Source organism: Syntrophomonas wolfei subsp. methylbutyratica (assembly GCF_001570625.1).
Lineage (GTDB): Bacteria > Bacillota > Syntrophomonadia > Syntrophomonadales > Syntrophomonadaceae > Syntrophomonas > Syntrophomonas methylbutyratica.
In genome coordinates, this window is the sequence record NZ_BBQT01000002.1 from 100266 (window position 1) to 112422 (window position 12157).

The following is a 12157-nucleotide window of genomic DNA, read 5'->3' on the forward strand; positions in this document are numbered from 1 at the left end:
GTCATGAGACTTTTTAAGCTCCTATTTCAATTCTGGGACAAGGGAGATGTCCTCATTCCCCATCTGTCCCAACTGATGGGAGATGGTCACATTGACGCGATCACCCTGCATGAAGTTATTGTTTTCTTTGCCCACGACAACTACCTCCAGGGTGGTATCTTCAGCTGAAATGATGTATTCGGTATGCTGACCCATGAAGACAATAGATGATATGGTATAATCGCCTTGAGCATTTTTTGCCATTTTAATATCTTCCGGTCGAACCATAATAGTCTCCCCTACCCGGGTTAAAATGTTCGATTTTCCTATAAAACCGGCCACATAATCACTTATGGGGTAGAAATATATCTCCCGCGGGGTTCCAATCTGGATGGCATATCCTTTATCCATTACGACTATTCTATCCGAAAGACTTAATGCTTCAGATTGGTCGTGTGTTACGAAAATCATCGTAATACCCAATTGCCGCTGCAAACTTTTTAACTCTTCGCGGAGACTATGACGTAAACTGGCATCCAAATTACTTAATGGCTCATCCAATAACATTATCTTAGGATTCGTGGCCATCGCCCTGGCCAGAGCCACCCTCTGCTGCTGACCGCCGCTGAGATTGCCAACTTTGCTTTTTTCATATCCCTCCAGGCGAACAATGTTTATATACTCCCGGGCCAGGCTTAATGCCTGTTTCTTTTTTTCTTTTCTATAAAAACGAATTCCATAGGCCACGTTTTCCAGTACATTTAGGTGAGGAAAAAGGGCATAGCTTTGAAACACGGTGGAAACAGGCCGCTTCTCCGGCGGCAAATGAGTAATATCTCTCCCCTCGATCCGGATTTCTCCTCGGCCTGGCTGCAGAAAACCTCCGATAAGATTCAGGGTGGTAGTTTTTCCACAACCTGATGGTCCTAACAGGGTGATGAATTCTCCTTCCGATACTGTTAAATTAAAATCCCTTACGCCATTGTCTTTATCAAATAATTTGGTTATTCCTTTGAGTTCAAGCAACATATGGTTTGCCCCCTTCCCGGCCCAGATATTTTATGGCTACTAAATTAACCGCTACCGTAACAATAATCAAAACACTGGCTACAACAGCACCTAAACCGTAATGTCCATTAGTTATATCTTTAAACATCAATACACTGGCAACTACATTTCGGGGTGAAACCAGGAAAATAATGGCCCCCACCGTGGTCATACAAGCGGTAAAGGTATTGATAAAACTTAGCAGGAAGGTTGATTTGAGCAGCGGGAAAATAACCGTGGTTAAAATTCTTACCGGCGATGCCCCTAAATCCCGGGCAGCCATTTCCAGGCGCCGGTCGAGATTCTCGAAAGCTGCATTGGCTGCCTTATTACCTACCGAAATATGTCTGAAGGTACAGTTAAGCACCAGAATAGCGGTTGTTCCAGTCAATAACAGGGGATGATTATTAAATCCAACAATATAACCCAAGCCAAAAAAAATCCCTGGTATTATATAGGGCAAAGAAGCGATAAATTCTATAGGTTTCATCAGCGGCAGTTGCCGCCTATGAGTGTAATAGGACAAAAGAATTCCAATAACAGAAGCCAGTATTCCTGCTATAACCGCCATGCTTAAACTGCGGTAAACCGCCGGCAGATAAGCAAATTGGAATGCTTCTATATGCTTCCAGGTAAAGGTCAATTTTCCTGAAACATTTATGGTTACTGCTGACAAAAAGATATTTCCATATTTTAATAGCATGAGGAAAAAAAACAGGCCGGTTATTGTCCCCAGAGCAATCCTGATAAAAAGCGGCAATCTAAAATCCAAGCCTTCTCCTCCCAAAGCTTTTACTCCATCTGCCAGGGAATTGTTTTTCTCCAAATTTTTGCGATAAAAATAGAAGGCAATAATAGCCGGAGGAATCAACAGCACTGACATGGCTGCTGCCTTGCCCAAATCTGCTGCGGAAAAAATCGTCATATAGGCTTCAGTGGCCAGAACCTTGAATTTTCCGCCAATAATAATAGGTGTCCCGAAATCCGCCATATTTATCGTAAACAGCAAAAATAAAACTGACAAGATAGCGGGATAGATAGACGGAAGAATAACCCTATGCAGGGTTTGAAGCGCACTTGCACCAAGGTCTCTGGAGGCCAGAAGCAAGCGTTTGTCAATTGCGTTCAAGGCAGATATCAACATAATTGCAGCCAGAGAAATCAAACCCAGGGTTTGGAGAAGAACAATTCCCTGCCATCCATAAGGATTAACACTTAATCCTAAAAGATTGTAAGTTATAAGCCCCCTCCTGCCAAACAGCATTATAAGTGCCAGAGCTGACACAAAAGGAGGGGAAATCAATGTAGTCATCAAGAGACGATAAATTAATGCTCCTATCCTTTCTTTTTGCAGGAAGGTATAAAGCGCAATACATAGCGCCAAAAAAGTCCCCAGTACCGAGGATAATGTGGAAACGAAAAGACTGTTCTTGATTAATTTCAAATTCACCGGACTTAATAAATCCCGATAATTATCGAGCGAAAAAACACCATGCCGATAAACACTGGTGGAAATAACCATGAAAATAGGATACAGGATAAAGAGGAGCAGACTCCCTACTACCAGAAAAAGCATAATCCTATCGATTAATACATCGAAGGAAAGAGGGCTTTTATTCCCTCTTTCCTTCCATATGATTTTATTTTTCAGTAACGCCATATTCCTTGAATATTGCATGAATGACTAATCTCTCTTCCCCTGTACTCCACAATATAATAAACAGCCGGTATTTCTGAAATCAACTCCAGTGGATTTCCTTTCCAGACCATTCTGGAATCTCCCTGATTATTTTTCGCCAACAAGGTCTTTCCATTTTTCCAGAATTACTTCCCGTTCTTTTCCCATGCGCTCCAGATCAAATTTAACCAGTTTGCTTTTATCCAAACCGCTCATGATTTCAGGCGCATCCACATCACTTCTGGCCATTATTCTGGCATCGGCTTCCCTTAAAATATTTTGTCCGTCATAGGAAAGGTACCAGTCGATAAGAGCCTTGGCAGCATCGAGATTTTCCGTATTTTTAAATATAGCAATAGGTGCCGGTGTCCAAGGAATTAAATCTTGCGGATATACCACCCTGGTTGGTCTGGTTTCTCCCACATTGAAGGTTCCGCCAGTAATGGCTACAACACCAACGGCGAATTCGCCGGCCCCTACCTTTTCAAGAGGTTCCCCGCCGCCTTTGGCATAAAAATCAATATTACTGTCAAATGCTTCGAAATACTTCCAAGCTTTTTCTTCACCCCAGGCTTGAATCAAGCCGCTTACAATAGCGTAGCTGGTACCTGAAATAGCTGGATTGGGCATGCTTATTTCGCCGCGATATTTAGGATCAGCCAGGTCCTCCCAGGTCTTGGGTGCTTCCAGGCCCTTTTCTTTTAGAATATCTTCGTTAACAATAAAACCAGCTGGAACAAGGGCTAAACCTGAAAAATACCCGTCTTTATCCACATATTGCGGATCAATCGCGGAAAGTTCAGGTGATTTATATGCTTCCAGATATCCTAAATCCCTGGCATTAAGATAGCTGTCTACCCCGCCGCCAAACCAAATGTCTGCAGTAGTTTTTCCATCTTCAGCCTGCAGCTTGGCCAAAGCAGAACCGGTTGACATCTCCAGCCACTCTATCTTGATACCGGTGGCTTCTGTAAAGGCATCAAACGACTTGTCTGCTCCCCCATAGGCTACCAATAGCTCCAGGGTTGTTCCGGCAAAGGGTTTTTCATCCGTTTTTCCCTGCTCTGTGGGCTCGGTCTTGCCGCACGCGGTCAGGGCAAGAGCCATTACCAGGATCATTGCCAGTATTAACGGCTTCCAATTTTTCATCATTATATTCCCCTCTCCAATACTTTTTTCTGCAATCTCACCTGTTTCTGTGTACCTGCTGTATTTACAGGTATTAACCGCATCTCATAATTATCACACCCTTTCCTAAGCACAAGCGGGAACGTTCTAGCCTTGCGCATATTTTTAAACTCAACCAGTTTTGTATAAAGAACATAGCCAGAGTAAAGTCATATACTATCCAAAACCTGGAATAAATTCCGGGACAATGAACCTTTCTCCATGTCCCAATCTGCCCCCTAATCCGGGACAATGTGGCCGTCACCAGCTAAATCGATATTAAAACGGATTTTTTCTCCGATTGTGCAATTGATGCCGCTTTTATAGTAATTTCTGATTTCGGCAATGATCTCGTTGCCTGCAAAGTCTATGCTTACCCTGGTTACGGAGCCGATCGTTTCATGCCAGATGACAGTCCCTTCGAAATTGCCCTCTGCGCCAACTTCAACATCTTCCGGCCTGAACATCAGATAGCGCTTTTGCCTGTTATTTGACTCACCACCCGGACAATTATCTCTGGAACTTGCCCACTTTCCGCATTCCAGCAGCTGAATAATTTCATCGTCTTCATTCAATTCCAAAAGGTTGGCCGTTCCCATAAATTCCGCCACAAATCTGTTCCGGGGGTTCAGATAGACTTCACCGGGCAGGCCTATTTGCTGGATAACACCATCTTTCATTACCACAATTCGGTCTGAAATGGACATGGCTTCTTCTTGATCATGGGTAACGTATATACTGGTAATTCTGTATTCCTGTTGAATCTTGCGTATCATTCGCCGCATTGAAACCCGTAAATTCTGATCCAGATTGCTTAACGGCTCATCAAACAGCAGCATGGCAGGCTCAATAACCAGGGCTCGGGCTAAAGCAACTCGTTGTTGCTGCCCCCCGCTTAACTCACTGATTTTTCGTTGATTTAATCCCGGCAGCTCAACTATATCCAGTATTTCTTCAACCTTTTTTTTAATTAGTGATAGTGCGCATTTGTTTATTTTGAGCCCGTAAGCAACATTTTCTGCTACTGTCATATGCGGAAATAAAGCGTAGTTTTGAAAAACCATAGCTGCATTTCTGGCCTGAGGCGGCAGATTGCTTATATCCTTCTCATTGGACAAGATTGACCCCTGATGCAATGGAAGCAGCCCGGCAATTGTTTTCAGCAAAGTTGTTTTGCCACACCCGGAAGGTCCCAGGAGAGAAATCATTTCCCCATCTTCAATAAATAAATTGGCATTATTGACTGCGATTAAATCACCGTATTTCTGAGTTATTTCCTTAAGCTCGATACCCATTGCCGGCCCTCCCTTAAACGTTTGAATATTTCTTCATAATTAAGGAGCAGTTGAAATGCAGCCAGGAAAACAAGTGACAGCAATGAAAGCAATAAGGCCATCATGGCGGCTGCACCGATTTCACTGCTGGTCATTATTTGAAAGATTTGCTGCACCGCTACTTTATTCTTGGGCAATAACAAAAAAACGATTGCCCCCAATGTTGTCATGGTGGAAGTGAAATTTTTCAAAAAGGCGGTATTAAATGCCGGTTTCAGCAGGGGGAACATGATATCGAAAAAGACTCTGCGCTCACTCGCACCCAGATTAATCGCGGCCAGTTCCAGATTGGGATTTACATGTTCCATCAAAGCGTAGCCTGCTTTCATCCCAATATATATGTAGCGGTAAATACAAATTAAATAAATTATAATGCCGGTACCAAGCAGAATTACCGGTTCAAAGCCGGGTAAAACATATTTGCCGATACCCAGCAGGGGATATCTGAAAGTCACCAGATAACCGATACCCAGCAGTATTCCTGGCGTAGCAGCCGGTAAAGTTACCACCAAATCGAGCTGCCTGGTCAGGGGATAATCCTTCGTTTTTATAATATAAGCCAGCAAAACTCCCAACAAAGAGGAAATAAAACCGACTGTAACCGCCAATTTAACACTATTAACAAATGAAGCCAGGTTTTTGCTTAGAATATTCTCCAAATGCCGCAGGCTAAAGGCATAATTGTAGCCCCAATGTTCGGTAAATGCACCTATAACAATAAATGCATATTGAAAAACCACAAATATAACAAACAGACTGCTTAATCCGATCAGCATGAATTTCACAACCGGTTTCACCTGCTGGTATTCGATCCTTTCAGGAGAAACGTACTGGCTGTAGACCAGATTTTTACCGGAATAATGACGCTGAATAAAAAAAGCGGCAAAACAGGGAATAAAGAGAAAGATGCCGGTAATTGAAGCCATCTGCACATTATACAAGCCGGTAATCTGAATATATAAATCCGAGGCCAGAGTTTGGTAGGCGCCCCCAATAATTATCGGCGTTGCAAAATCCGCCATTGAAGTCAAAAAAACCAGCATGGCTGCTACGGTTATTTCAGGTATCATTAACGGCAAGGTTATAGTCAAAAAAACCTTCTTTTCCGGTGCCCCCAGATTCCTTGCAGCTTCTTCCGGGGAAACATCCGTTTTCCTGATTGCACTGGATATAAGCAAATAAGCCAAAGTAGCCAGTCCGATGGATTGCATGGTTACAATCCCATGGAACCCATAGGGGCTAATCTCCAGGCCCAGGAGTGAATGAGTAATAAGGCCCCTTTTGCCAAATAACATGATAAAGGCCACCGTTCCTACAAAGGGCGGGCTGATCAAGGGCATAAGCACTAATACCTGCATCAGCTTACGGCCCCAGAAATTCACGCGCCATAAAGTAATAGATGCCAGCAGACCGAATGAAGTCGCAATTACCGTTACAAACAAGGCCACCTGCAGGCTATTCTTCATATATTTCCATATCCGTGGTAGTATTTGATTGGACAAATCGGTACCGCTGCCCGATAACAGTCCATAAACAAACACACTTACTATGGGCAATAGTACGAAATAGATGATAGTAAGCGATATCAATATATAAAAAAGCTTGAATATAAAACTTTGCCTGCTTTGCATTATCAAAAATCCTCAATTTACGGCGTTTTTCTAATTCAACCAGATGACTCCACTGCGAAAACCCCTTTTGTTGCATAAGGGTTGCATAAATATACAAAGCGAGCGTTGGCGAAGCATGGTTGCAACGCCCGGCGAAGGCGAGCAGGCGAAAGGGGGCGAGCGACAGGACGTCGCGAGAGCGCTATACGACCATGGATGGGAGGTTAGCGTGTACCCCTTGAGCCGCGAGACAAGCCGCAGGTGTTGCCCATGCGAAGACTGCGAGCGGTATATTTATACAAGCCAATGAATATTAATAACTTTTTGCAGTAGAATCAACCAGATACCAAATAAAAATAAAGAGCCAGAATAACTACGCTACTCTGACTCTTTATCAAAATATTACCGACTATTTACCGGCTGCAGTGACGTATTCAGACCACTTGGCCAGTATAATGTCCCTATTTTCAGCATTTGCTTTAAAATCTGTCGCAAAAAGCTTAACTGTATTAATATCTATAATACCTTCCGGTCGCTCCACATCGGTTCTGGCTACGGCTGCATTTCTTTCTTTAGCAATGGTTTCCATGCCTCTTTTGGAAAGTATCCAGTCAATAAACACTTTAGCCGCATCTTCGTTCTTGGTACCTTTAACAATAGCTACCGGCTGCGGCCACCAACCTGTTCCGTCTGTGGGATATACCAGGGCAACATGAGGATTATTTGCTTCCAGGTCTCTATCTCCATTGCTGGCATTTATCCCTACTATTGCTTCTCCCTGTACCACTAGATTCGCGGGATCACTGCCACGCGGGGTAAAGAATGGAACCTGGTCAATCAGTTCGTCCAGATATTTCCATCCCCCGTCTTCTCCTTTAACCTCCAGCATGGCGGTAACCACATTATAAGCCGTACCTGAAGAAGCGGGATTGGGCATGGATACTTCACCTTTCAGGCCGGACTGCAGCAAATCATCCCAGGTTTCCGGCATTTTCAAGCCTTTTTGGGCAATCAGATCTTTATTAACTACCCAGTTAACGAGAGTAAGGGAGGTACCATGCCAGTATCCATCAGCATCTTTCATGGCAGCATCCAGAACTTCTCCGCTGGGAGATTTATAAGGAAGCAAAAGGTCTTTCTGGGATGCATTGATAAATGTATCCGCGCCACCTGTAAACCACAAATCAGCAATGGAAACACCTGATTTGCCTTCGTTCTCCAATCTCTGCAGAATCTCTCCATTTTGCATCGTAAGATGTTCAACTTTTATACCGGTATCTTCCTGAAAAACATCAACAATTGGTCTTACATTATCGGTTACACCATAAAGATTTAAAGTCGTTCCCTTCATTGACTCATCATAATATTCGGATGACCAATCCTGTCCCACATAAGCAGTCGATTTAACATCACCATTATCTTTATTTGTATCTGTTTTGGCTCCACAACCAGCCAGACTAAATACCAAAACCAATGACAACATCAAACTTACAAATTTTTTCACTGTTAACCCATTCCCCTTTTTTATAAAAATTATTTATATAACCCTATCCTTAATCAAGACGGAGCGCACCACTCCCTCCTATAAGGTTTTTAATCAGTTGCCCGTTTAATTTAGTTTAAATGATTATTTATTATACGCTATCATACAAACGGTTATATTGCAAGATGGTGTTAAAGGCCCTCACATTTAAAACCTGCTTCCATCTCGGCCGTACGATTAATGCTGCGCAGCAGGGTAGTTTTGCCACAACCTGACGGCCCCATAACAGCAGTGATAGAATCAGAATTAAACCCAGCATTTACATTTTTCAAAACATTTTTGTACCCGTACCCATAGCTCGGCCAAATGCCAGTACCAGTGCCCCCATCATACCTTTTCGAGCCAGAGGAACCACAACGCGCAGAGCCAGGTATTCCCGCGATACTCCCAGGGCCATACCTGCCTGGCGGTATTCAGGAGCTACTGAACGCAGGGCGGCCTCGGAGTTAGAGGTTATAAAGGGCAGGATCATGATGGCCAGAATCAAAGAAGCGGCAAAAAGGGATTCTCCGCTGGCCAGGTCAAATTTTAGTTCAAAAAACTTAATGAGCACTGCGGCCCCCAGGAACCCATAAACAACTGAAGGTATACCGGCAAGCATGTTTAAAACCGGACGCAGCACTGCGGCCAACGGGGCGGGAGCAAATTCCGCCAGGAATATCCTTGCCGAGGCATTACATAAGGAGCTTATTGATGAAAAAACAGGAAATAGATCTGGGATAACATGATTCAAAAGCGAAGATGGTTGCCGGCGACGACTTTTACTGATTATCCGGATATGCTTTAACGTGAATAAGAAATAGCTTTAATCTAACCAGAGGAAGTGATCATTATGGTCCGATATAGATGCCGTTTATAGGCTGTTTTTTTGTGGAGCAAGAAAGGAAGGCGTTATACAGATATATGAAAAGTAATGAACTGACAGCTACAGCGATAAAAAGGCATAAATATTTAGTAATAGTGCAATAATAACTTAATAAGTATCCCGCAATTTATCAATGTATGTCATATAGTAAATATTGTTTCATATAATAATATTGTAGCACACATAAGTTAGATGCGATATAATAACATAAAAAGGTAAAAGGGGATGTTAACGGTTATGGGAGCTATAAAGGTAACTCAGAAAGGGCAGGTTGTTATTCCGGCTGAGTTTCGTAAAAAATACGGTATCAAAGCACCTGGCCATGTTTTGCTTGCAGAACGGGAAGGGCACCTCGTAATTATGCCTATGCCGGATGATCCCGTTGCGGGAGCCAGGGGGATGCTGAAGCCGAAACAGCCCCTTGCAGTAAGCTGTGCAGCCTTCAAAAAAGAGGAAATGATGCTGGAAGGTGAAGACAATGAGTAAGAGTTATATCTTCGATTCTTATGCTGTACTGTCTTATCTGCAGGATGAACCTTGCGCAGATGAAATTTTCGCATTATTGCGGCAGGCTCAGGATGAAAAGATCAAGCTTTACATGACCTGGATTAATGTTGGGGAAGTGTATTATCGGGTATGGCGAGAATATGGAAAAATAGAAGCCGAGCGTGTTTTGGATATTCTCTCTGCTTGGCCGCTTGAGATACTTGTTGCCGATTCTGAGTTAACTATAGCGGCCGCTGCTGTTAAGGCGCAAAATAAACTTGCATATGCGGATGCCTTTGCGATAGGAGCTGCCATATTAAAACAAGCTGAACTGGTCACGGGTGACCCTGAAATAAAGATGGCCAGTCAAAAACTAGGTTTCATTTTATACTGGATAGATAACCAAAAAGGATTATAGAGATGAGGGATTCAGCTTGAAGTTGCTACGCTTTTACTTGAAAAAGGCGAAGATGTTAAGACGATTCAGGAATTATTGGGTTATGCTGATCCTGCTACTACACTTAGAATTTATGCCCATGTGATTAATAAAAGGAAGGTAGATTGTGCAGAAAACCTAAATGGAATATCAGTAATGTTCTCCCAACACATAACCCCGACTCCGAAACAAATATGCCCGATAATATCTAAAACTTCTATCAAAAATTCTGTCAAATTTAATTTCAATAGTGTATAATGACGTTGATGCGGGAGTAGCTCAGTGGTAGAGCACCGGCTTCCCAAGCCGGGTGTCGAGGGTTCGAACCCCTTTTCCCGCTCCAATTATTTAACTCAAGCGATGATTTCTGCTGCCTGATATTTTTTTTACATAGGGGGAGGTTAGAACTATGAAGAAGCATCTGGTGACGGTGGTAAAGCCGGTTTTATTCCGGGATGGGCAGGAAACAAATTGCCGCGAATGTGCTACTTCCTGCCAGTCGGCCTGTAAGACATCTTGTACAGTAGGTAATCAGCATTGTAAGAAACACTAGTCCTGACAAAAGGGGCAACAGCCCCTTTTTTTATGCCCGGAAACGGGAGATGGCATGGGGGAGGAAAACGCTTGCGGGGTTTGAGGGAATATGATTTTGCGGCGGGTATTCATTTGTACCGCTATAAAGAACAGAATATTCTGTTGGATGTAAACACGGGGGCTATTCACTTGCTGGATGAGCTGGCCTATCACTTGGTGGAAAAACTGGCCGTTCTTCAGGGTGATTGGGAGAGGGCTTTAGCCGAACTGGAAGCGGAGTTTCCGGCAGAAGAGATTGCTGAGGCTGCCCAGGAAATTGAAGATGCCTGGAGAAACGGCAGCCTGTTCAGTGAATTTGCTGTTCCCGTAGTAGAGCTTTCCCGGTTATCCGTAAAAGCTTTATGTCTTAATATGGCTCACTCCTGTAATATGAAGTGCAGCTATTGTTTTGCCAGCCAGGGCAATTTTGGCTTGCGACCAGCATTGATGTCGCTGGAAACGGCCCAAAAGGCCCTGGATTTTTTATTGGAGCAAAGTGGGGAAAGACAAAACCTGGAGGTAGACTTTTTTGGCGGTGAGCCTTTACTGGTTTTCCCGGTTATTAAGGATTTGGTGGCCTATGCCCGGGAAAGGGAAAAGGAAACCGGTAAAAGATTTAGCTTTACCCTGACCACCAATTGTCTTTTGCTTAATGAAGAGGTTCAGGATTTTGTTATTGACCATGGAATCGGGGTAATAATGAGCCTGGATGGCCGGAAAGAAACCCATGACCGGCACCGGCTTCTTAATAACGGGCAGGGGAGCTATGAGCTGGTTTTACCTAAAATACAAGAAATGCTGACGAAAGAACCGGTCAGCTATTATGTGCGCGGTACTTTCACCCGGGACAACCTGGATTTTAGCGAGGACTTGCGCCATATGCTGGAACTGGGTTTTACCTGTGTTTCGCTGGAACCGGCGGTGGGAGCGGACAACCCTCTGGCTATTAGCCGTGACGATTTGCCCCGGGTACTAAAGGAGTACGACCGCCTGACGGATATCTTGCTGGAATACCGGGAATCAGGGCAGGACATTCATTTTTTCCATTATAACCTGGACCTGCAGAAAGGCCCTTGCCTGGCTAAACGAGTCACCGGTTGCGGCGCAGGAATCGAGTATCTGGCAGTAACTCCGGAAGGGGATCTCTATCCCTGTCACCAGTTTGTGGGGGAAGCTCGATTTTACATGGGTAATGTAGAAAATGGTGAAATAGACTACGCCGTTCGCCGCGTTTTCGAAGAAAACCAGCTGGTTAACAAAGAGTGTCGGCGTTGCTGGGCTCGGTATTTCTGTGGAGGTGGCTGCCATGCCGGAGCCTACTTCCAGGGAGATATAAGTAAACCGCATGCAGTTAGCTGTACTATGCATAAAAAAAGAATCGAAGGAGCTATTTATCTAGACCTGCTTAAGCATTTGCCCCCACGATAAATATTTTTAAA

General features: G+C 43.8%; 13 protein-coding genes and 1 tRNA gene. 6 read left to right on the forward strand and 8 right to left on the reverse strand.

Annotated elements, in window-relative coordinates:
• Positions 1-21 precede the first annotated feature (21 nt).
• The 8 genes from AWB54_RS02140 to AWB54_RS02170 all read right to left on the reverse strand — a co-directional run bounded on the left by AWB54_RS02140 (position 22) and on the right by AWB54_RS02170 (position 9091).
• Positions 22-1008 (reverse strand): ABC transporter ATP-binding protein, encoded by a 987-nt coding sequence (locus AWB54_RS02140; protein ID WP_061213000.1) that lies wholly within the window; start codon positions 1006-1008, stop codon positions 22-24.
• Positions 998-2686, reverse strand: coding sequence for an ABC transporter permease (locus tag AWB54_RS02145; RefSeq protein WP_160328892.1), 1689 nt, complete (start codon positions 2684-2686; stop codon positions 998-1000). Before AWB54_RS02145 ends, AWB54_RS02140 begins: the two co-directional genes overlap by 11 nt.
• 126 nt (positions 2687-2812) lie before the next feature.
• Positions 2813-3856 carry an ABC transporter substrate-binding protein gene (locus tag AWB54_RS02150; RefSeq protein WP_082735966.1) on the reverse strand — a complete coding sequence of 348 codons (1044 nt, stop codon included), beginning with the start codon at positions 3854-3856 and terminating at the stop codon, positions 2813-2815.
• A 254-nt stretch (positions 3857-4110) separates the two neighbouring features.
• Positions 4111-5166 carry an ABC transporter ATP-binding protein gene (locus AWB54_RS02155; RefSeq protein ID WP_061213001.1) on the reverse strand — a complete coding sequence of 352 codons (1056 nt, stop codon included), beginning with the start codon at positions 5164-5166 and terminating at the stop codon, positions 4111-4113.
• Positions 5142-6836, reverse strand: coding sequence for an ABC transporter permease (locus AWB54_RS02160; protein WP_061213002.1), 1695 nt, complete (start codon positions 6834-6836; stop codon positions 5142-5144). The genes AWB54_RS02155 and AWB54_RS02160 overlap by 25 nt, the downstream gene beginning before the upstream one ends.
• Positions 6837-7224: 388 nt before the next feature.
• A complete protein-coding gene (locus AWB54_RS02165; protein WP_061213003.1) occupies positions 7225-8319 on the reverse strand; it encodes an ABC transporter substrate-binding protein in 1095 nt (364 codons plus the stop codon).
• Between the two features lie 170 nt (positions 8320-8489).
• Entirely contained in the window at positions 8490-8582 is a 93-nt protein-coding gene (locus tag AWB54_RS16200; protein ID WP_235811070.1) for a hypothetical protein, read from the reverse strand.
• A gap of 44 nt (positions 8583-8626) precedes the next feature.
• On the reverse strand, positions 8627-9091 hold the full coding sequence (locus AWB54_RS02170) for a PstC family ABC transporter permease (protein ID WP_268873629.1): 465 nt from the start codon (positions 9089-9091) through the stop codon (positions 8627-8629).
• A 369-nt stretch (positions 9092-9460) separates the two neighbouring features.
• Between AWB54_RS02170 and AWB54_RS02175 the strand changes: the two genes are divergently transcribed.
• The 6 genes from AWB54_RS02175 (at position 9461) to scfB (ending at position 12146) form a co-directional block, all read left to right on the forward strand.
• Positions 9461-9709: an AbrB/MazE/SpoVT family DNA-binding domain-containing protein gene (locus AWB54_RS02175; RefSeq protein WP_235811061.1), complete on the forward strand. Its 249-nt coding sequence runs from the start codon at positions 9461-9463 to the stop codon at positions 9707-9709.
• A complete protein-coding gene (locus tag AWB54_RS02180; RefSeq protein WP_011641845.1) occupies positions 9702-10127 on the forward strand; it encodes a type II toxin-antitoxin system VapC family toxin in 426 nt (141 codons plus the stop codon). The genes AWB54_RS02175 and AWB54_RS02180 overlap by 8 nt, the downstream gene beginning before the upstream one ends.
• A 9-nt stretch (positions 10128-10136) precedes the next feature.
• Positions 10137-10403: a tyrosine-type recombinase/integrase gene (locus AWB54_RS15165; RefSeq protein WP_082735969.1), complete on the forward strand. Its 267-nt coding sequence runs from the start codon at positions 10137-10139 to the stop codon at positions 10401-10403.
• A 10-nt stretch (positions 10404-10413) separates the two neighbouring features.
• Positions 10414-10488 (forward strand) — tRNA-Gly (locus tag AWB54_RS02185).
• A 66-nt stretch (positions 10489-10554) separates the two neighbouring features.
• Complete coding sequence (gene scfA / locus AWB54_RS15170) at positions 10555-10698, forward strand: six-cysteine ranthipeptide SCIFF (protein WP_081424864.1); 144 nt, start codon at positions 10555-10557, stop codon at positions 10696-10698.
• Positions 10699-10769: 71 nt separating this feature from the next.
• Positions 10770-12146 (forward strand): thioether cross-link-forming SCIFF peptide maturase, encoded by a 1377-nt coding sequence (gene scfB / locus AWB54_RS02190; protein ID WP_061213006.1) that lies wholly within the window; start codon positions 10770-10772, stop codon positions 12144-12146.
• Positions 12147-12157 lie beyond the last annotated feature (11 nt).